Genomic DNA, 20,816 nt, shown 5'->3' with positions numbered 1-20,816 from the left:
TGTTATGAACGAAGCCGTAACCGGGTCGGGCTCTGCGTCGACCCGGTCGCCTGCTCTTGAACCGACGTATGAAGGCGACTTCATCCTGGACCAGAACCTGATGCTGGAGAGCGGGCGTACGCTGGCGCAGCCAACCCTGCACTACGCCGTATACGGCAGGCTGAATGCGGCTCGCGACAACGCCGTTCTGATCTGCCATGCTCTCTCGGGTTCCGCTCGCGTCGGCGACTGGTGGCCGGAGATCTTCGCCCCCGGCGCCGTTCTGTCTCTCGAACACGATTTCGTAATCTGCATCAATATCCTTGGCTCGTGCTACGGCTCCACGGGGCCCGGCTCCGTCGATCCCGAAACCGGCCTGGTGTATGGACCCGATTTCCCGCTCGTCTCGATTCGGGACAACGTCCGCGCCCAGGGCCATCTCCTCGACTCCCTCGGCATCCGCCGCCTCAGGCTCATCCTCGGCGGTTCCATCGGCGGAATGCAAGCCCTGGAGTGGGCGATCCACGACCCCGCTCGCGTCGAACGCGCTGCCATCATTGGCGTAGCCCCTTTAACTGCCATGGGATTAGCCCTGAATCACCTTCAGCGCCAGGCCATCCAGAACGACCCGGACTGGGATGGAGGCTACTACCTGCCGCAACGCCAGCCGCGACTTGGTTTGTCCCTCGCCCGGCAGATTGGAATGATTAGCTACAAGTCCGCCGGCCTATTCGACGAACGCTTTTCTCGCAATCCCAACCGAAATGGCGAAGACCCGTGGAGCCACGATAGCCAGGGGGGCGGCCTTGTCGGCGGCCGCTTTGACATTGCCGGCTACCTCGATAACCAGGGCGAGCGCTTCATTCAGCGCTTCGACGCCAATGCCTACCTCGCCATCCTGCGCACCATGGATACCTGGGACCCTCTGAATGGCCACGCGTCCCCAACGGAGGCCTTCAGCCGTATTCGCGCCCGCCTCACCTTCATCGGGATAAGCTCCGACTGGCTGTTTCCGCCGGAGTCCATTCGCAGCTTTGCCGACCTTATTCGCTCCGCCGGAGTGCCGGCGGAGTATCGCGAAATGACCAGTTCCCACGGCCACGACGCCTTTCTCGCCGAACAGGCAGAGCTGGTTCAACTTCTGCAGTAACTCTTTCGCCGGCTGGGTCGATCCTCTGGTAAGCTCAGGAAACACTTTTCCGCGATCCGGTGTCTAAGCGATTATGCGATGTGCTGTGGGGGCGGCCATCGGTTCCTCGCAGGGAGGCAGAACGATTCCCGCACGGTTTCAATTGAACGGCTTGTCTGAGATTGCGTTGGCGCCTTGGTTCCCGGTTGAGCCGCCAACCTCCAACGTGCGTCGCCAAACCGCCGGCGTAACATTTTGTCGAATCAGGTGCCTTGTCACAATGGGCAGGGCTTTCTATAATCCTCCCAATACCGCATTGGACATCGTGGGAATGTCTATCCGTCAGAGTCTGTCGAATCGCCCCTCAAAACGGATCGATGAAACCGCGAGCGAGTGCTTGAGTACCGATTCCACTTCCGCATCTCCCAGGAGCACTGAATGAAGAAGTTTGTCTTTGCATCTGTGATGGCGCTGGCGAGCTTGAGCCTCGTTTACGCGCCCACGCTGCGCGCGCAGGATCAACCATCGGGCACGATTCAAATCAAGGATCCCGCCGAATATAACGCCTATTCCATGGCCACAACTCAGTCTGATCCCAAGGCCAAGGCGGCAGCCATTGAGGATTTCCTGACGAAGTACCCGCAGAGCGTCGTCAAGAAGACCCTGCTTGACACGCTGATCGATACTTATCAGCAGACCGGCGATACGGACCACACCCTCAGTGCGGCCTCCCGGATGCTGCAGGTCGACCCCGATAACCTGAAAGCAATCTACATCTCGGTTTTCCTCAAGAAAGCCCAATGCACTAAGACTTCAGACCAACAGACCTGCGATGACGCCGCAGCTCTGGCTCAGAAGGGATTGATCGCGAAACAGCCTGCCGGCATGGCGCCAGACGATTGGAAGAAACAGACCGACGCGCTCGCCCCGTTTTTCGACTCGGCAATTGCCGCAGATGACATCGTGAAAAAGGACCCGGCCGCTGCTGTCGAAGAATACCGCAAGGAGCTGGCGTTGTATCCGCCAGACGGCACGACCAAAGGACCCGGTCTGGGCGATACCCTTCAACTTGCGCTGGCCTACGTTAAGTTGCAGCTTATTGACGCGCAGGCCCAAAGGGACGCGGAAGCCAAGGCAAAGGCGACTCCCGGCGACGCAACTCTGGCAGCTGCTGCCAAGGCTGCGAAAGACAAGGCAGGGCAGGACTACGTGCAGGCCTGCTGGTTCTTTGCCCGCGCCTGGAACTTCGCGCCAGCCAACTTCAAGGGCCAGATCGAGCCGCAGCTTGAGTACTACTTCAAGAAGTACCACGGAGATCTGACAGGCTTGGACACGCTGAAGACTCAGTCGGCAGCTACACTGTTCCCGCCGGGAACCCTGAGTATCGCTGCCGCCAAGACGCCAGAGGAGCAGATCCACGATCTGCTCGCCAGCACCTCTGATTGGAACACCCTGGCACTGGCAGACAAGGAAACCGTGCTTTCCGTCGGCAGCAAGGAAGATGCTGACAAGCTGTGGGCTCTCCTGCAGGGCAAGGACACCCCTGTCCCGGGTACCGTTATCGAATCGAGCGCCAGCCAGATCAAGGTTGCTGTGACCCCGGACGCCAAGGAAGCCAAAACGGCCGACTTCATTGTCAACATGAAGGAACCAATCCCGGAGAAGGAAATTCCGGCGGTGGGTTCCGAACTCAAGGTGCTGAAGGACGGCGGTCCCGAAGTGGACGGAACCTATGACACCTATACCCCGGTTCCAGCCTCGGCCGCCGGTGCTGCAAGTGCGCAGATCGTGCTCAAGGATGGCATTCTGCAGACCGCGAAGAAGGCTCCGGCGCACAAGCCGGCCGCCGCTCACCACACGACAACAACCCATAAACCGCAGCAATAGTTAGCATGCGCTCCTGGTGAATCGAAGGGCAGCCTGTAAAGGGCTGCCCTTCCTGTTTCTCCACCTTGCCTGAGCTGCCCGAGTGGTACCCTTGAGACAGCATGGTGCCGTTCCGCATTCCCCTCAAAACCCTGGCAGCCGCCCTGCTTACGGTTGTCTGCGTATCTTTCTCTGTCTTCCCAGGGCAGAGCCAGGGACAAGAGATTTCAAAACACCAGAGAATTGTGCCGGATTCGGTTGAGCCTAAGCCGTTCTCAACCGTGGCGACCCGGCAGACTCCCCTCTACACTGTCGATTTTCGATCCGCAGACCAGATTTCCCAACAGGATCGGCTCCTTCTTGCCGATTCGGAATCCACCATCGCTGAGCATGCGGGATTTGCCGGCCTCGAATTTTCGCAGAGCAACTGGAAATCCCGCCAGATCGTCTGTCCGACTTTCCCGAATCATCTCTTTGTGCAATACACGCGCAACAACGGCGCCGGCGATGTTTCGGTATTCTCTGTATCGATTCCACGCAATGGCAACGGCCGGGTCCGCATCGTTCCCATCGTCAAGCGCGGGTACTCTCTCTTTTCTCCCGCGCCCATCAATGCGCTGACCATCTCGGCCTTCAACCACATTCGCGCCGAGGATTCAGAGACGGCAAACTCCGACTGGCTTGGGAATGCCCTTTGCTATGCTGCGCTGGCAGGCACAAGACCTGAGATTATGACCCCGGGTGCGGAGCCTGCGCTGCATAGGCCGATCCCCGCGCTCACTGCAGCGATGGAAGTCGAGATGCATGCACACGGGATGGAAGTGCTCCGTTTCGATGATGCCGCAGCGCGTCCGCATGCCACGGAGTGGTCTATGACCTTTACGCACCAGGGAAAGCTCATCAAGGCCACGCACAGGCCGGCTTCGATGGCGGCCGTGAACCCTGCATCCCAGAAAGATGCGGTGGCGCGCACCTGGCCCGTGCCCCCCTCCGGCCAGAACTAATACTTCAGACTGTCATTCCGAGCGACCAACGGGAGTCGAGGAACCTGCAGTTGCCTTTTTAGCGGTCCCCTGCCGGCACGGTCATTCCCCGAGCATGATCCTCTGAATCGCCGATGCGCGACCCGTTGCTGCATCGCATGTAATCAGCGCTGCGCACATCTTCGGATTGCCCTTCGCGGCCTCGAATTTGCCGGGCATGCCCGTGAGGAACCGATTCAGGACCAGCTCTTTCTCAACGCCGATGACGCTGTCGTAGGGACCGCTCATGCCCACGTCTGTCTGGTAGGCGGTGCCGCCTGGCAGAACGCGTTCATCGGCCGTCGGTATGTGCGTGTGCGTGCCCAGCACCGCCGTGACGCGCCCGTCGAGATGCCAGCCCATGGCGACTTTTTCGCTGGTGGCCTCGCCATGAAAATCCACCACGATGACCTTGGCTTTGATTCCGGCCAGCAGGTTGGTGGCAGCGTTGAACGGGTCGTTGGTACCGCTCATGAATACCTTGCCCATCAGGTCGACGACCGCATACGCCACGCCACTCTCCGTGACGCCCTCGAAGACGCCGTATCCAGGCAAGCCGGGTTGCATGTTGGCAGGGCGCAGCACGCGCCGCGCGCGCTCCTGGCTATTGGCTGCCGCTGAATTCAGATAATCCAGAAGCTCTCGCTTGTCCCACACGTGGTTGCCCGTGGTGAGCACGTCGGCGCCCATGTCAAACAACTCTTCGGCAATCTGCGGCGTCACGCCAAACCCACCGGCTGCATTCTCCGCATTGATGACCGTGAGCTCGACGTCATGCGCCTCGCGCACATGCCCGATGTGCTCGCGTACAATCCCGCGCCCCGCGCTGCCGAAAATGTCACCTACAAAAAGAATCTTCATTGAACTCCAGTGAACAGTGGACAGTGGTCAGTGGACAGTTAAGAACTCTTGTGCCTCATTGGCTCCTGCGTGCAAGAGGGATCGAATCAGGGGTATCGAACTCAAGATGATCGTTGCTCCCTCTGAACACTGTTCACTGTTCACTGTTCACTGCATTTCTCATCAGCGGAAACAGGATTACGTCGCGTATGGACTTTGAGCCGGTCAGCAGCATGGTCAACCGATCGATGCCGATGCCTTCGCCGCCGGTGGGAGGCAGGCCGTAGGCGAGGGCGCGCACGTAGTCTTCGTCCATCTGGTGGGCCTCCTCGTCGCCGCGATCGCGCTCTTTGAGTTGGTCCTCGAATCGTTTGTGCTGTTCCACCGGATCGTTCAACTCGCTGAAGGCGTTGCCCAACTCAAAGCCGCCGGCGAAGAATTCGAAGCGCTCCACGAGTTCTGGATTGTCCGGCTTCTGTTTCGAGAGCGGAGAGACTACTGTCGGGTAATCGTAGATGATGGTTGGCTGGATCAGGAAGGGCTCGACTACCGCTTCGAACAGCCCGTATATGGTCTTTCCAAGTGATTGTGGCCGACGTGGGAGAGGTGATTGGGAGGGCGGCAGTCCCAACGCCTGTCCAGCAATATTCGCCATTGCAGTGAAATCACCAATCAGCAAGATGCGCTGTCCGTTAACTAGCAAGAGGAGGCTCCGAAGTCGCCGATGACGTTCTAGGTCGACACCTTGCACCTCAGCACTCGGCGTTACGATTTGTGGATAGTGCGATTGAAGGTGCTGAAGAGAGTTCGTTAGGAATTGCTCAAGTGCATCAGAGTTTCCTAATTCCCCTAGTGTGGGTGGCGCGCCGAAATCTTCGGGCCAATACTCCCGGATCGCCTCGGTCATGGTCAGGCGCGTCCACTTTCCGAGGTCGATGGTGTTGCCGTTGAATTCAACGACCGTGGTTCCATTCACCTCGCGCGCCACAAACTCCACCAGATCTTCCGTCAGCTGCATCATGTCGTGGTAATTCGCGTAGGCCTGGTAGAACTCGAGCATCGTGAACTCGGGGTTGTGCTGCGTGCTCACGCCTTCATTGCGGAAATTGCGATTGATCTCATAGACCCGATCGAGTCCGCCGACAACCAGCCGCTTGAGATACAGCTCCGGCGCGATGCGCAGAAACAGATCCATATCGAGCGCATTGTGATGCGTCTTGAACGGACGCGCGTTCGCTCCGCCGGCGATCGTCTGCATCATCGGCGTCTCAACTTCGAGATAATCACGGCTGTCAAAGAACGTTCGCAGTGCGCGAAGCACCTTGGCACGTTTCACAAACACTTCACGCGCCTCGAGATTCGAAAACAGATCGACATACCGCTGGCGATAGCGTAGTTCCACGTCGGCCAGGCCGTGAAATTTTTCCGGCAGCGCCAGCATGGCCTTCGCCAGGAACGTCAGCCGCTCAACGTGTACGCTCAGCTCGCCTGTCCGCGTGCGAAAGAGATACCCGCTCACGCCCACATGATCGCCAAGGTCCAGCAGCTTGTAGAGTGCCCAGCCCTGATCGCCCACAGCATCCATCCGCACGTAAATCTGCAGCCGTTCGCCGCCCTGCTGCAGCGTCGCAAATCCCGCTTTGCCCATGACGCGAATCGCCATGATGCGGCCGGCGATGGCCACCGTCGCACGATCCGACTCCAGCGATTCCGCCGTTGCCTCGCCCCACTTCGCGCGAATCTGCGGAATGGTATGCGAGGCAGGGAACTGGTTGGGATACGCTGCCTGACCCAGCTTTTCAATCTCGATCAATTTGGCCTTGCGCAACTCAAAAAGATTGCGCTCAAATTCCGAATCAAACACGGTGTCTACCTTCGTGTAAATCAATGAGTTCCAGTGCTCAGTATATCGTTTGCATCATCGCGCTCCTCGGCATCCTTCGTGTATAACCACGGTGGATGCCGTTCAACCGTCCCATCCCGAAATCGCAGCAGCGTTCCAAGTTCACGAGCAGCCTCGCCTCGCTTGCTGAAGCGGAAAAGATGATCCAGATTTCGGTGCTTCTGCCGTCCTCGGCCTTCGTGGGGTGGCTGCTCGGAGCCGGGCTCGACAAACTCTTCCATCAAACCTGGATCACGCTCGTTGGCATCCTCTTCGGCGGCATATCCGGCATCGTCTACGTGGTCCGCATGGTGGTCACAGCCGGCACAAAGCCAGGCCGCAAAACAGGATCAAATTCTGACATCTCAGGAACGGGAACAGGGCCAGGAAAATGAACGAACCGGCTCCCGCGATCGCCAATCTTTCCGATGAAGCTCTTCAAGTGTTGCTGGAGAGAGCGATCTACAAGACACTCATCCTGGGAGGGTTGGTGTCGCTAGTGCTGACAGTCTCCAGCGGCTGGGGAACCGGTGCGCTTTTCGCCTCTGGAGCGCTTGTCTCCGCTGCCAGCATCTTCGAGTGGCGGCGCCTGGTGAGGATCATCAATTCCCGAATGAGGAATCAGACAGCCCCGCGCGGCGTCGGCCTTTCGATCGCATTCATTCTGCTGCGGCTGGTCGTCTTCGGAGGGGTCATTTATGGTAGCCTTAAATGTTTCCGGGGTTCGCCTTTGGCCCTTGTCTGCGGCCTGAGCCTGGCAGTGATCACGCTCACGTGGGAGGCGCTCAAGTTATTGCGCGGCTGATATTTTATCCCTGTCTGGCCGCAGGATTTTTCCGGAATCAGAAAGTTATTCGTCTTCATGGAAGAAGCACTTGGAATTACAAACGTGCTGAACCGGCTGTTTGCCGGCCCGGTCGATGCACTGCTGCAAATGGTCGGCGTTCATCCTGCAAATCCAGGCGCGCCGATCGACAACACTTTCGCACTCGAATTGCTGGTGGTTTCAGGGCTCATCGCGTTCTTCATCTGGGTGCGGGTCAGTCTTTCGGTAGAAAAGCCGCCGATTCAGCAGCACATCGCCGAACTCCTGCACGAGTTCGTTGGAGGCGAGGCCCAAACGATCGTGGGCCATGGATACGAGCGGTTCCAGGCGTTTGTAAGCTGCCTGTTTCTCTTCGTGCTTGTCTGCAATCTGGTCGGGCTCATTCCCGGAATTGCGCCACCCACAAGCGCAGCGGTGGTACCTTTTGGCCTGGCCGTCTCCGTTTTCCTCTACTACAACTTCTACGGAGTGAAAGACCAGGGAATTATCGGATACCTCAAGCACTTCGCCGGACCGGTGTGGTGGATTGCGTGGCTGCTGTTCCCGATCGAGGTGATTTCGAACCTGGCGCGCATGATGTCGCTCACCATTCGTCTGTGGGCCAACATGTTTGCCGGCGACCTGGTTACGCTGGTCTTTTTCTCCCTGATTCCGTTTGCGATTCCCATTATTTTTCTCGCGCTGCACGTGCTGGTTTCGCTGGTGCAGGCACTGGTGTTTACGTACCTGCCCATGATTTATCTGGGCGAGGCCACGCGCCACGAACATTGATGTTCTGAATTTTGCATCGCTCTTGCCGGACGAAAAATCGCCAGGCAGGAGAAAAAGATTTCCGCCGGGGAACGCTTCCGCCTCGGAATCAACGGAAAGGCCGCAAGCGTGAGGGGGCCAAAAGCATCTTTGGAAATCGCTGTATGCCGAAGCTTCGAATGTACAGTCAACGCGACCATCAGGGAGCGGTGACCTTGCACTCAGTAACAACGGCACGCAGTTTTCTGAAGATGCCGGCACGGTGAGCCTCAACCACCCACTGGCGGCTAATTTTTGTGAAGCTGGAGAAACATGCGTAAATTGCAAAACGTTCTGATGGTGCTGTCGCTGCTGTGCTTCGCAGTGCCGGCATTCGCTGACGGAGGCTCCGGTCCCGTCAATCTGGCTCCAATCGGTATCGGCATCGGTATCGCCCTTGCCGCTGGGCTCTGCGGTATTGGACAGGGCAGAGCCGTCGGTTCTGCCGTTGAGTCAGTGGCGCGCAACCCGGGAGCCGCTGGAACCATTCAGCTGCTGATGATTCTCGGACTTGCCTTCATCGAGTCCCTCACCCTGTTCACCTTCGCCATGATCTTCATCCGGATCAAGTAAGGCGAATCGCAGTTCCATCATGCGGCCTCGACTTAGAGCAGTTTCGGAATGCACGTAGACTTTCAAGAGTAACGGGGTGACTTTTTCCTGGCGAAAAAGCCACTTGGTTCCTTGACTTCGGTCTACACCAATTCCAAAACTGCTGTAGTCGGGGCCGCTTTATTGTTGGCCTGAATCGCTCTTTCCTCTGCCCGATTCTGTGTTCATCATCTGGATAGCCTGCTGGTAGCTCAATCCTGAGGGTAGCGGCGCGAACTGGCTCTGATCTTCGGTCGTATCGAAGACCTTGGTCCTGAATACCACACGGCCGCTCATCGACATCTGGAAATGCACGATGCGCCACTGATGTTCACCGACATTCGCTTGCTCGATGACGATCCATCCACCCTTGTTGAGCCGCGCCAGAAGTCCCCAGCCATAGTCCACGTCCTGCTTCAAGTGGCCCTCAAGCCGGGCCACGCGCTCGTGCTCCACGTCAATCCAGATCTCGCCAGTCATTTGCGTGAGAACTTGCGACTCGAGATCTGGAGGATCGAATTTTGGATTTGGCGCAAAGGTAAATTTCTCCACCTCGCCGCTCGGCGCCTCGCCCGTGCCCGCGAAATGGTATAAAAATGCGGCTGGGAGAGATCGCAACACCTTCATTGCCCGCGCAGTGTCTTCGTCTTCCGATGCCTTGCGGTGACGCTGCTTGCCCGGATCGCTCAGCAGCCCGTTCAGTCGCGCCTGTTCCTTCTGTTCGTCCTCTGCACTCAAGGGTGCGTCGTTGACAGCGATAAGCCGAGCCACTGCACCGTCTTTGGTCTCGAACATCTCTTTGGTGGAAGTGAGTCGGGGACTGGCTTTGTGCAGGCGGTAACGCATCGGGTGTTGTGCGTCGCTCGCGGCCCGAACCTCATTCGCAAACGCCCGCTGCACGAGCGCATCATCTTCATGCTGGGCCCCGTTTTCATGCCGAGCCCCGTTTTGGCCCGCGGCAGCCAGCGGCAGTATCAGCATCGACATCGCGATAAGGCGCACTGTACCCAGTGTATCGTTCTCCTTTTCCGGTTGGCTGGGTGTTTCTTTAGTTTTGGACGCTGGTCCGCCGCGGGAGTTTCTTAAATTGAAGGGTTCCACCCCGATGCTATAGTTCGAAAAGGGACTTTTGCTTCCACCTGGGCGTTTGAGCGGCAAATTTCCGGCCTGCCCGATGCCCTGGTCGCACAGGATTCACCAACAACCGGACGCCAAAATGGTGTCGGACGAAATCAAGAAGTTTTGGAAGGGAATTGATCCATGGCAACCGAAAATGGTTCTGCTCGGATTGGCAAGTCCGTCGTGATCCGTGGCGAAGTAAAGGGCGGGGAAGACCTGATCATTGATGGGCGTGTCGAAGGAACCGTGACTCTGTTGGAGAGCCGCCTGACCATCGGCCCAAGCGCAGACGTCGCAGCAGATCTTACGGCGCGCGACATCCTGATCCAGGGCGCGGTTCAGGGCAACATCGTAGCCAGCGGGCGCGTGGAGCTGCGCTCCGGATGCGTGGTGGAAGGCGATGTGCGCGCATTGCGCCTTGCCGTGGAAGACAATGCTATATTCCGCGGAAAAGTTGATCTCACGCAGGGTGCCAAAGCGCCCGATGCCGTCCCCGCAACGAACGCATAGCCTCGCCGTGCGAATGGACGCCTATTGTTTGCACGCGTCCCATGACAAGGGGATCTCAACGTGATTCGCAATTGGTTCGATAAGAAGGAAGGCGCTTCGTCCGCCGGCTCTGGTGCCAGCGGCCCCCGCATCCCGCGTCATTCGGGAGGATGGGCGGCCCTGCGTAAGCGGCTGCAGGCTGAACCCGGCCTCCGCATTATTGACTCGGGTGCCACCTCGCCCACCAATATCAACTACCTCACCAGCCTCGGTCACAGTGTCTTCATGACCGATTTGGCGACGGAAGCCTGCACGGGCGCCTGGAAAAAGGGTGTCGACGAAGACGACAAGCCGATCTACGACACCGAAGGATACCTGAAACAGACCCTCAACTTCGGCGGAAAGATGTACGACATCGTGCTGCTCTGGACGGCTCTCGATTACATTCCGGAACCCTTCGTCCCTGCCGTGGTGAGCCATCTGTATGCATCCTTGAATCCGGGCGGCCAGGTCCTGGCCTTCTTTCACACGCGCAAGAATCCTGAAGAATCGGCTCATTGCCGCTTTCATATCACCGCAGGCGATAACGTCGAAATGCAGCTTGCCCAGCAGTTTCCGATTCAGCGTGTATTCACGAATCGAATCATTCAGGACCTGTTCAATCAGTGGTCCGGCTTCCGCCAATTCCTGGCCAAGGACAGCATTTCAGAAGTCATCATCACGCGATAATCCGGGGTCACCGGCGACAGGTTCGCGTCGCTGAGGTGATAGTGGCAATCCATCTGCGTTCAGTCGCATCCAATGATGGGCGCTATTTCTGAAACATCCCCAACTGGAGCAAATATGACCTCATTGAAAGGCACGCGCATCACGTGGCTTGGACACGCCACGGTACTCGTTCAAACGCCGAAGGGCACCAACATCCTCATCGATCCATTTATTCAACACAACCCCAAATACCCCAGGGGGTTCACGCTTCCCGAAAAGATCCACTACATCCTGCTCACACACGGACACGGAGATCACATCTCCGACGCCATTCCAGTTGCGCACACACACAAATCCAATGTCGTCGCGATCTACGAACTTGCCGCTCACATGAACAACGAAGGCGCTGAAAACACCACCGGCATGAACATCGGTGGTACCGTCCAACTCGATGACGTTGCACTTACGATGGTCGAGGCCAAGCACTCTTCCGGCGTCGAGGGCAAGAACGGGACGCAATACGCAGGCGTTGCCGCGGGTTTCGTGCTCACCATTTCCGATGGCCCCGTGCTCTACCATGCCGGAGACACCACCGTCTTCAGCGACATGAAACTGATCAAGGATCTCTATCATCCGGAGATTGCAATGCTCCCCATCGGCGGTTTCTACACCATGGGACCAAAGGAAGCAGCACTGGCTGCGCAATTCCTTGCGCCGAATGCAATCCTGCCCATTCACTTTGGAACGTTTCCGCCGCTTACCGGAACACCCGAGGAGCTTGACGCTCTCCTCAAGGGCTCAATTGAAGTCATCCGGATTGCACCCGGCGAATCGATCTAAGCATTCAGCAAAACATGAAGGGCTGGGAATCGCTTCCAGCCCTTCACTGTTCGTTCGAGCTATTTGCTGCCTGCTGCTTTTCTCTGCCTCTCCCAACGGCGCTTCACCGCTTCGGCGATGCGCTTCCGGCCCTCCGGCGTCAGATTGCGTTTCTTTTTGCCTTTCCTGGCAGCGCCTGTGCCGGATGCCTTCGAAGTCTTGCTTACACCGCTGGTGAGCAGTGCACGCGCTCGTTGAAGTCGAGCGATCTCGTCATCGATTTGTTGCAGTATGTCTGCGACTCCCAAAAAACCTCCTTGGCGATCCGGGCGCAGCCTCCAGAATGCGCAAAGATCCTCTTTCTTGCAGGATTCTGTTACTGAAGCCAGACGATACCGAACGGGTCCGGCGAAAACAAACGAAAAAGAGTAACATCCATCGGCTTTACCTGGAGAGGAATGCAAATAGAAGCCTCGCCTGCTTAAATCGCCGAGAATTCTTAATTTGTGGGAAGTGCAGAACTATTGATAGATGTGATTCCTCAGTTCTGAACGCGCTTATTGCGCATGGTTGCATTGCTCCAAGGTAACGTATCGAAATTCGATTATGTTCTGTAATCGGGTACTCAGAGAGTCTCCCCAGGTAAGGTATCTTTGATTACTCTGGTTGTATAAGTCGGGAGTCTAACTCAATCTTTGAACAAGCACATTTACACGCCACGCGGAGCCTTGTTTGCTGGTTGCGCAGGTTCGTGACCTGAAGATGGCGAAGCAACCCCGGTAAGATCCTGTCCCCCGATCCGAAGAGTCGGCGACTCCGATGCACGATAGTTCCGCAGATCGCGGAGTATCTCCACTTTTTCGCGTGCATACTGGCCGGCCAATCGCGTCAGCGCGTAGGTGATGATGTCACTGTGATGGAGATCCTGCACCGATGGATCGCGCCGCATGTTCAGCCACAAGCGGTGAACCAGCTGGACATCGTCCGGACCAAGTGTCGGCGCATGCGGGCCGATATAGAACACCTTGGTCTCCCCATCCCCGCCAACAACGTAAAAATTGAACTGACGCTTGGGTTCGGGCAGAGCTTCCCATGCTTGCCCCATGTGAAACGCCTGGTCTTCCGCCGTCATCGAGGTCGATTGCCCCGAAACGACCGAGTCCACTTCAAGCGCGTTTGCGCCCTGCACCAGTGCCGCGAATACATCGCCAGCCGGAACAACCAGTAGAGATACTTTCTTTCCAAAGCTCTCTGCGACAGAGACCGCCTTGGTAAACAGCATCTGCTCGTGCTCACTGAAGCTTTGATCCTCGGCGCTCAGATACTCCGGTCCGCCTGCGCCCATCATGCGGACGCTCATTACCACCACGTCGCGATCTTCGGTCTTGGTTCGAGCCAGCACCCACTTCAGCGCAACAGGATTGTTGGAATCGCGCATCGTCACCATGACGCCGCCGGGGCGCACCGCAACCGACTCCCTGCTGATCGTGTCCTGGTGCTCCAGCTGGAAGTGGTCCTTCATCTGCCGCGCGGTCAGCGCATGCTTGCGCAGATTCTGGCGCTCCGAGACGGTGAAGATGACGAAGAATGCCGCTGCAAAAATAATGCCGCTGACCGTGGCGATCGACTTCGTGAACAAATTGGTGACGGCGGTCGAAAGCAGAACGAGGAAAACGCAGAAAAGCCCGATGGGGATTTCTGTCTTTCCGATCTTGATATTCGGCGGTACTTTCCAGCCGCGCTCACCGTGATACTTCCAGCGGAGCACCAGCATGGCGAGGCTATTGAACGTAAACGACCAGATCACGCCGAATGCATAAGCTTCGCCCAGGGTGATCACATTGCCGCGCGTGGCGATAATGGTGAACATCTGCAGCGCGAATACGAGATTCACGATGCGATGGCTGGTGCCGAATTTCGGATGCGGCTTGCGGAACCAGTCCGTCAGCACGCCGTCTTCCGCCACCCGCATCAGCACGCCTGTCGATCCAATCATCGATGTGTTGATGGCCCCGGACAGAATCAAGAAACCTACAAAGACGACGAAGATGCGGAATGCTACGCGCCAGAACATCGGGCCGGCCATGTACATGGCCAGGCCGGCAATCAGGTTGTTCTGGTAGATCTGTGTCCGCGGGCCATCCGGAATCAGCATCGACGCCAGCAGCGTTGCTCCGCCCGTGAAGACGAGGCTGTAGATCGCGATCACGATCGCTGCGCGTTTCAGATTCTTCAGCTTCGGATGCTGTATCTCGCGGTTGACCTGGGCCAGGCTCTCCTCGCCGCTCATGGCCAGGATGGAATGGCCAAAGGCCATGATGATTCCGAAGAGGCCGAAGATCGGCAAGCCGGTATTTTTCAGGAAACCTAAGGAGTCCGCGCTGAATTTCAGGTGAGATGGGGTAGGCGGAGGAGGTAGATGCACGCCCACCACCATCAACGAGTAAGCACCCCAGATAAAGAGGATGACCACCATGATCGTAGTGATCTGCATAACCCGCAGGGCCTTGTCGCTCGACTCCTCGATCCCCTTGACGTTCTGCCACCAGTAATAAATGGTGACCGCCGCCGCGAAGACCGCGGAGGTGTAATTCATGTCGAACTGGAAAGGCTGGCCATGCTCCGTCAGTGCAGGGGGCAGCCAGTGGCTGTTGTTGGCCACCGTCATCAGTTCGTTCATCAGGCCGGTGATGTATTGCCCTGCAGATACGCCTGAGATCGGCCCGGTCAGGATGTAATCGAACATCAGGGCAGATACGCTGAGCTTGGCAAACGTGCCGCCGAGTGCCTCTTTCACCACGCGGTAAACGCCGCCGCGGGTGAACATGGAGCAGCTCTCCACATACACGGCTCGCACCGCGAAGCTGAACAGCATGATGCCGAGAATGAACCACGGCGCCGCTGCACCCACGGCCTGCTCGGCAATGCCGCCGGCGTAGAACGCTGAAGAACCTAAATCATTGAGGACGATGGCGGCTGCCCGCCAGAAGGAGATGAACGTGAGCATCACGGAGGATGCCACGATGAGCCGGACGCGGTCTGATGGTGGGGCTACGGTCGTTCGAGTGGATGCCATTACTTATCGCGCCGGCAGGATGGTATTGCCGCTCAGAGTCAAAAGGGCACTTATCTCGTCCGCCCTTGGCTGAGTTTAGTTCTGGACGACGCGGCAGTCAACAACTAAACGGAAATGCTTGTAAATACGATGAAAATAGGGTGGAAATTCAAGGGTTTTTACTCTTCTCCGAATAATTCTTTGAAGTCCTCAACAAAGCTGATCAAAACCACAATGGCTGCTCCAGCAAGGCCGATGAAGAACATCAGTTCAAGGAACTTTATCGCAAGGGCAGCTAAGACCATGTGCCGATTCTACGCGCTTGTTTATAAGGAATTCCTAAAGCAACGACCTTCCGGATCGCGCATTCTCCTGGTTTCCTGTGGTACCAGCTTCAAATAACCCTGACATAGCCCCATGCATTAAACTCCAGCCTGTATGCGCTGGCATTCAATGAAGATGGGTGCTGCGGCCGTTCTCTCTGCCGCGCTGCTGGAGTTGCCGTTTCCGCTCGCGGGTCCCATGCCTCCCTGGCGCAGCATCTTCGCGTGGTTCGGCCTTGTTCCCCTGCTTTGGGCGATCCTCAGCCCCGCGACTGTCGACCATCCTCGCCCGCTTCGCCGTGCGTTTCTGCTTTCGTATCTCTGCGGCGTGCTCTGGTACATGGGCAACTGCTACTGGGTTCGCGACACGATGCTCGCCTATGGCGACATGCCCACCGGGGCACCTGTTCTGCTCCTGATCGGCTTCAGCCTTGTCCTGGGTCTCTACTTTGGATTGTTCGGTCTGGGCATCATGCTTGTTCGCCAGGCGACCGGAAAGCAGCATCTCGCTCTCGCCTCAGCCCCTTTTATCTGGGTAGCCCTCGACCTCGCCGCCGCTCGCATCACTAGCGTTCCCTGGGATCAGCTTGGCTACTCGCAGGTCGACAACGCACTTGTGAATCAGCTTGCTCCATGGACCGGGGTATATGGAATCACGTTCATTCTGGTCGCTGTCAACGCTCTCATTGTGAGCGGTCGCATTTCGCAAGCCGGCAAACGGGGTTGGACCTGGAGCGCAACAGGCGCAATCTTGATGGTGGCTGCATCCGGCGGACTTGTTTATCAACCCACAAAGCCGGCAACACCCGCCGCTTCAGCCGTCCTCGTTCAGCCCAACCTCGACGTGGGTGGCGACAACGATTGGGCCGGCCCGGGAGAGTGGGACAACCACATCGCCCAGTTCCAGCACCTCGCCGCCGAGCAATGCAAAATCTATATCGCAGGAATTCCGCAGACCAACGCACCCAACGGCGAAATCATCTGCCCGCCCTACCCGACGCATCCCGATCTCGTTGTCTGGCCCGAATCGCCTGCACCGTTCTCCGACGCTGATCCGCGATTTCAGAAATCCATGGAGTCGATTGGTCTAGCCGAGTCGGCTCCGCTCATCATCGGTGGCATCGGTACGAACTACCATTTGCACACGGAGGGTTTTGTCGATTACTACAACTCCGCCACGGTCATCGGAGCCGATGGCAACCTGATCGGGCGCTACGACAAGATCCATCTTGTGCCTTTCGGCGAATACGTTCCGTTCCAGCAGTACCTCACATTTGCCCGCAAGCTTACCGGGCGCGTTTCGTCATTTTCGCGTGGGACGGAACGCAAAACCTTTCGCGTCAACGGCCATCGTTACGGCGTCTTTATCTGCTACGAAGCTGTCTTTGCCGACGAGGTTCGCCACTTCGCCCAGCTTGGCGCCGAAGTCCTGGTCAACGTCAGCGACGACGGATGGTACGGCGACACCAGCGCTCCGTGGCAACACCTCAACATGGCCCGGATGCGCGCGATCGAGAACCGCCGCTGGCTCCTGCGCGATACCAACAACGGCATCACCGCCGTCATCGATCCGTATGGGAGTGTGCGGCAGAGCATCCCGCGACACCAGGCCGACGCTCTTCCTGCGCAATACGGCTTCCGCGACGACATCACCTTCTATACAGAGCATGGCGACGTTTTCGCGTGGCTGTGCTTATTCCTTTCGATTCCGATTTTCGTCTGGTCGCTGAAGATTGAAATCAGGCGAATCGTCGCCAGACCCGGCAAGTCACGCTAGCCCGCTAACCCCGCTAACTCCGCTATACTTACCTGAGTGCAGTCGAATGTCGCTTGCGCGGCCACTCGACCAGCCAACTCGCCAACAAGTCAGGTCCACAGAGCAAAGCATGGCAATTACCGATCTCGAATACGCTTACGCTCCGGTGCGCGATCAAGTCCGCGACCTGCGGGAGTATCTTTGACCCTGCCCGCCTCCGCAGGGAACTAACCGCAATCGAAACCAAGCTCGCCGACCCCGCAATGTGGTCGAACTCTATCGCGGGCAAGCCGTTGATGCGCGACCGCAAGCGCCTTGAATCGCTCATCGCGGACGACGAGGAACTCGTCCGCCGCACCGGCGACATCGAAGCCTACTTCGAACTCGCTCGCGAGGGCGAAGACGTCCTCGCCGACCTCGAACGCGACATCAAGACACTCGCCACATTTACTGAAGAACTCGAAGCCCGCACCATGCTCTCCGGCGAGGCCGATCCGCTCAACGCCATCGTCACGGTGCACCCCGGCGCTGGCGGCACCGAGAGCCAGGACTGGGCCGAGATGCTGCTGCGCATGTATCTGCGCTGGGCCGAGCAGCAGGGCTTCAAAACCGAAATGAACGACTACCAGGACGGCGAAGAAGCCGGCATCAAGTCCGCCACCTTCACCATCACGGGTGAATACGCCTTCGGCCAACTTGCCGGAGAGAGTGGCGTTCATCGTCTCGTGCGCATTTCGCCGTTCGATTCGGCCAAGCGGCGCCACACTTCATTCGCATCGGTGTATGTCTCCCCCGAAATCGACGAGACCATCAACGTCGATCTCAAAGTCGAAGACTTGCGCATTGATACCTATCGCTCCGGCGGCAAGGGCGGCCAGCACGTCAACACCACAGACTCTGCCGTACGCATGACGCACCTGCCCACAGGAATCGTGGTGCAATGCCAGAACGAGCGCTCCCAGCACAAGAACCGCGAGAAGGCGATGAAGATGCTGCGCTCGCGCCTGTATGAATACGAGCTCGAAAAGAAGCGCGCCGTGAGCAGGAAGGTCGAAGACTCCAAACTCGAGATCAACTTCGGCTCGCAGATTCGGTCTTATGTTCTGCAGCCGTATCGCATCGCCAAGGACCATCGCACCAAGGTGGAGGTCGGCGACGTCGATAAAGTGCTCGACGGCTATCTCGAGCCTTTCCTGCGCGGCTACCTGCTGGCCAAGCGCCGCGGCACGGCCACCAGCGGAGAAGACGACATGGATATTCCGGCATAGTATCTTGAATCTCGAGGAGGTCGCACATGGCCACCGATCTCGCCCGTCCCCAAGCTGCCATCGCCTTCGGCGGAGTCATTCCCGTCCTTCGCGTATCGAGCGTCGTCGCCAGCATCGACTACTACACCCACGCGCTCGGTTTTCACGTCAACTTCAAATTCCCTGAAGACTCCGGCCCATTCTTCGCATCCATTTCCCGTGGCCGTTGCAACTTGTTTCTTTCAGAAGGCGACCAGGGAAATCCCGGCAGTTGGGTATGGATTGATGGTGTCGACGTCGAAAAGCTCTATGACGAGTTCCGCGCATCCGGCGCAAAGATCCGCAACCCACCCACGAATTACGAATGGGCTCTTGAAATGCAGGTCGAAGACCTCGACGGGAACGTCCTCCGCATCGGGTCTGACCCAAAGAAGAATGAGCCCATCGGCGACTGGCTTGACATGCACGGCGTCCGCTGGCGGAAATTGCCCGACGGCAAACATCAGCGCGTCGATCCAAGTTAACCGCGCGGCATTGTAAACAGGGCCGATGACCTAATACGGATGACTAAGAACTGGAATACTAGCGGTTAGGAGCTGGAAGCCAAGAAATGAACGATCCGGCCACCATCAACGAATTGTTGCGCAGTTCGCAGGCCATTGCCGTCGTTGGCATGAGCGAGAAGTCCTGGCGCGCCAGTCACAATATTGGCCGCTACCTCGTGATGCAGGGCTATCACGTCTTTCCCGTCAATCCCATGCTCAATGAGGTGCTTGGCCTCAAGTGCTATCCCGATCTGGAATCGGCCCACGCGGTCGCAAAAAAGAATTATCCCAAGGGCATCGACCTGGTCGACGTATTCCGGGCCTCTGGGAACGTTCCGCCCATCGTCGACGAGGTAATCCGTCTCGGCATTCCGTACCTCTGGCTTCAGGAGGGCGTGATCAACGACACGGCGATTGCCCGTGCCCAAGCCGCTGGCGTGAAGTGCGTCCAGAATGTCTGCATTTTTCGCGAACACGCGCAGAGAGTTGGTTAGTTCAGTGATCGCTGGCGCTTTCACAAGTCCTGGGTGTCCCAATCCTTGCCGCGCTGGGCGCCCTATCCGTGCCGCGCTCTGTGCGGCCAACGTGGGAAGCCGGCATACTGTCACTCTGTCATTCCGACCGACCGAAACGAAGCGCTGGGAGTGGAGGAACCTGCAGTTGCTTTTTCCTTCCGGAATCCCGAAACTCGGGTGCCCCGTCCTTGCGGGGTTTCTTCCGCAAGGGTGGGAAACCACTGCTCCAACCCAGCCGCTTTTCGCGACCAATGATTCTCCGCGAGCGTCCAATGGAAAGACGCTCTTGTGCTCCGAATGAGATTCTTCCGCCCGATCCTCGCGCTCGCTTTGCTGCTCACCGCAGCCGTTTCCGGATTTGCCGCTACCGGGTCAGCTGATCTGCCCCACGTTCACGTACAGCTCATTGGCCCTGACGCGCAGTTTCATCTTGGCTCCAACAACGCCGGCCTATACTTCAAACTCGAACCCGGCTGGCATGTCTACTGGAAAAACCCCGGCGATGCAGGAGAACCGCCTCACATCAAATGGAGGCTCCCTCAGGGAATCACCGCCGGGCCCATTGAATATCCAATTCCCAAGCGCCTTCCCCTCGGTCCATTAATGGACTTCGGGTACGAAGACGAAGTTCTTTTTCCATTTCATTTGAATGCGGCCGGTGGCGCCTCGGGTTCAGCAGTTCTCCACGCCAAGGTTGACTGGCTCGTCTGCCGCGGCAGCTGTATCCCAGAGAAGACGGAGCTCGAAATCACGCGCCCGATCGCTGCGGGGAGCGCAACAGTGCAGCCCGATCAAAGTATCTGGGCTCGCCTCTCCAATAAACTCCCTGCGCCGCCACCAGCCAATCTGAAGATCGGATTCGTTTCCACACCGGCCGGCTTCCGCCTGACGGTGAACACCGGGCACCGCGAGACCGAGGCAAGCTTTTTTCCGTCAAGCCCCGACATCCTCTCCAACCCCGCGCCGCAGACGGCAACGCCCACCGCGAACGGCCTCATGCTCGACCTCAAGAAGGACGAATCCCTCGCTTCGAATCCAAAAGAGCTCGCGGGCCTGCTCCAACTCTCGGGCGGTCGCGCCTACGAACTGGTCGCACAAGCCGGTCCCCCAAAAGCACCCAAGCCCGTCCCCGTACAGACAACTGGCGCGTCGGTCAGCACGAACCCCACCATCTCTGCCAACACCGCTAGCCCTCCTTCACAATCGTCAAGCCCCGCGCACCCTGCATCCGGCCCCGGTCTTCTCCAGGCCTTTGGCCTCGCCTTCCTCGGCGGACTCGTTCTCAATCTCATGCCATGCGTCTTCCCTGTGCTATT

Annotated in this window: 20 protein-coding genes; 15 read left to right on the top strand and 5 right to left on the bottom strand. The window is 57.9% G+C overall.

Going from position 1 to position 20,816, the window contains the following annotated elements; all coding sequences use genetic code 11:
• Nucleotides 1-4 precede the first annotated feature (4 nt).
• The 3 genes from metX to VK574_RS16825 all read left to right on the top strand — a co-directional run bounded on the left by metX (nt 5) and on the right by VK574_RS16825 (nt 3,978).
• Nucleotides 5-1,129 carry a homoserine O-acetyltransferase MetX gene (gene metX, locus VK574_RS16835; RefSeq protein WP_472801026.1) on the top strand — a complete coding sequence of 375 codons (1,125 nt, stop codon included), beginning with the start codon at nt 5-7 and terminating at the stop codon, nt 1,127-1,129.
• 417 nt (nt 1,130-1,546) lie between these two features.
• On the top strand, nt 1,547-2,995 hold the full coding sequence (locus VK574_RS16830; protein ID WP_472801025.1) for a hypothetical protein: 1,449 nt from the start codon (nt 1,547-1,549) through the stop codon (nt 2,993-2,995).
• A 101-nt stretch (nt 2,996-3,096) separates the two neighbouring features.
• The gene (locus VK574_RS16825; RefSeq protein ID WP_472801024.1) at nt 3,097-3,978 is read left to right on the top strand and encodes a hypothetical protein; all 882 of its coding nucleotides are present in this window, start codon (nt 3,097-3,099) and stop codon (nt 3,976-3,978) included.
• Between the two features lie 81 nt (nt 3,979-4,059).
• On the opposite strand, the gene VK574_RS16820 is transcribed toward VK574_RS16825, so the two are convergent.
• Nucleotides 4,060-4,857 carry a TIGR00282 family metallophosphoesterase gene (locus VK574_RS16820; protein WP_472801023.1) on the bottom strand — a complete coding sequence of 266 codons (798 nt, stop codon included), beginning with the start codon at nt 4,855-4,857 and terminating at the stop codon, nt 4,060-4,062.
• Between the two features lie 133 nt (nt 4,858-4,990).
• Entirely contained in the window at nt 4,991-6,700 is a 1,710-nt protein-coding gene (locus VK574_RS16815; protein WP_472801022.1) for a lysine--tRNA ligase, read from the bottom strand.
• 95 nt (nt 6,701-6,795) lie between these two features.
• Between VK574_RS16815 and VK574_RS16810 the strand changes: the two genes are divergently transcribed.
• From VK574_RS16810 to VK574_RS16795, 4 genes are all read left to right on the top strand, one after another.
• Nucleotides 6,796-7,113 carry an AtpZ/AtpI family protein gene (locus tag VK574_RS16810; protein WP_472801021.1) on the top strand — a complete coding sequence of 106 codons (318 nt, stop codon included), beginning with the start codon at nt 6,796-6,798 and terminating at the stop codon, nt 7,111-7,113.
• Nucleotides 7,110-7,523 (top strand): hypothetical protein, encoded by a 414-nt coding sequence (locus VK574_RS16805; RefSeq protein WP_472801020.1) that lies wholly within the window; start codon nt 7,110-7,112, stop codon nt 7,521-7,523. Before VK574_RS16810 ends, VK574_RS16805 begins: the two co-directional genes overlap by 4 nt.
• Before the next feature lie 57 nt (nt 7,524-7,580).
• Nucleotides 7,581-8,315: a F0F1 ATP synthase subunit A gene (gene atpB, locus VK574_RS16800; RefSeq protein ID WP_472801019.1), complete on the top strand. Its 735-nt coding sequence runs from the start codon at nt 7,581-7,583 to the stop codon at nt 8,313-8,315.
• 291 nt (nt 8,316-8,606) lie between these two features.
• A complete protein-coding gene (locus VK574_RS16795; RefSeq protein ID WP_472801018.1) occupies nt 8,607-8,906 on the top strand; it encodes an ATP synthase F0 subunit C in 300 nt (99 codons plus the stop codon).
• A gap of 159 nt (nt 8,907-9,065) precedes the next feature.
• On the opposite strand, the gene VK574_RS16790 is transcribed toward VK574_RS16795, so the two are convergent.
• Complete coding sequence (locus tag VK574_RS16790; protein ID WP_472801017.1) at nt 9,066-9,905, bottom strand: hypothetical protein; 840 nt, start codon at nt 9,903-9,905, stop codon at nt 9,066-9,068.
• A gap of 279 nt (nt 9,906-10,184) precedes the next feature.
• Between VK574_RS16790 and VK574_RS16785 the strand changes: the two genes are divergently transcribed.
• The 3 genes from VK574_RS16785 to VK574_RS16775 all read left to right on the top strand — a co-directional run bounded on the left by VK574_RS16785 (nt 10,185) and on the right by VK574_RS16775 (nt 12,080).
• Entirely contained in the window at nt 10,185-10,553 is a 369-nt protein-coding gene (locus VK574_RS16785; protein WP_472801016.1) for a bactofilin family protein, read from the top strand.
• Nucleotides 10,554-10,613: 60 nt separating this feature from the next.
• A complete protein-coding gene (locus tag VK574_RS16780) occupies nt 10,614-11,261 on the top strand; it encodes a methyltransferase domain-containing protein (protein WP_472801015.1) in 648 nt (215 codons plus the stop codon).
• A gap of 114 nt (nt 11,262-11,375) precedes the next feature.
• Nucleotides 11,376-12,080, top strand: coding sequence for a metal-dependent hydrolase (locus VK574_RS16775; RefSeq protein WP_472801014.1), 705 nt, complete (start codon nt 11,376-11,378; stop codon nt 12,078-12,080).
• A 59-nt stretch (nt 12,081-12,139) separates the two neighbouring features.
• Here VK574_RS16775 and VK574_RS16770 read toward each other — a convergent pair whose 3' ends face one another.
• Both VK574_RS16770 and VK574_RS16765 read right to left on the bottom strand, forming a co-directional pair.
• On the bottom strand, nt 12,140-12,367 hold the full coding sequence (locus VK574_RS16770) for a hypothetical protein (RefSeq protein WP_472801013.1): 228 nt from the start codon (nt 12,365-12,367) through the stop codon (nt 12,140-12,142).
• 401 nt (nt 12,368-12,768) lie between these two features.
• The gene (locus VK574_RS16765) at nt 12,769-15,135 is read right to left on the bottom strand and encodes an amino acid permease (RefSeq protein WP_472801012.1); all 2,367 of its coding nucleotides are present in this window, start codon (nt 15,133-15,135) and stop codon (nt 12,769-12,771) included.
• Between the two features lie 417 nt (nt 15,136-15,552).
• On the opposite strand from VK574_RS16765, the gene lnt reads away from it, so the two are divergent.
• From lnt to VK574_RS16740, 5 genes are all read left to right on the top strand, one after another.
• On the top strand, nt 15,553-17,214 hold the full coding sequence (gene lnt / locus VK574_RS16760; RefSeq protein ID WP_472801011.1) for an apolipoprotein N-acyltransferase: 1,662 nt from the start codon (nt 15,553-15,555) through the stop codon (nt 17,212-17,214).
• Nucleotides 17,215-17,323: 109 nt separating this feature from the next.
• A protein-coding gene (prfB, locus tag VK574_RS16755; protein ID WP_472801010.1) for a peptide chain release factor 2 occupies nt 17,324-18,461 on the top strand; the annotation gives its coding sequence in 2 pieces (ribosomal slippage) (nt 17,324-17,395 and nt 17,397-18,461; 1,137 coding nt in all).
• A 26-nt stretch (nt 18,462-18,487) separates the two neighbouring features.
• Nucleotides 18,488-18,964, top strand: coding sequence for a glyoxalase superfamily protein (locus VK574_RS16750; RefSeq protein WP_472801009.1), 477 nt, complete (start codon nt 18,488-18,490; stop codon nt 18,962-18,964).
• A gap of 86 nt (nt 18,965-19,050) precedes the next feature.
• Nucleotides 19,051-19,479: a CoA-binding protein gene (locus VK574_RS16745; RefSeq protein ID WP_472801008.1), complete on the top strand. Its 429-nt coding sequence runs from the start codon at nt 19,051-19,053 to the stop codon at nt 19,477-19,479.
• A 318-nt stretch (nt 19,480-19,797) separates the two neighbouring features.
• The coding region (locus tag VK574_RS16740; protein WP_472801007.1) for a protein-disulfide reductase DsbD domain-containing protein at nt 19,798-20,816 on the top strand (1,019 nt) is incomplete at its 3' end.

The organism is Occallatibacter sp. (genome assembly GCF_035317045.1).
Classification (GTDB): Bacteria; Acidobacteriota; Terriglobia; order Terriglobales; family Acidobacteriaceae; genus Telmatobacter.
Note: the sequence above shows the minus strand (reverse complement) of the source record. Positions and strands in the feature narration are given on the sequence as shown.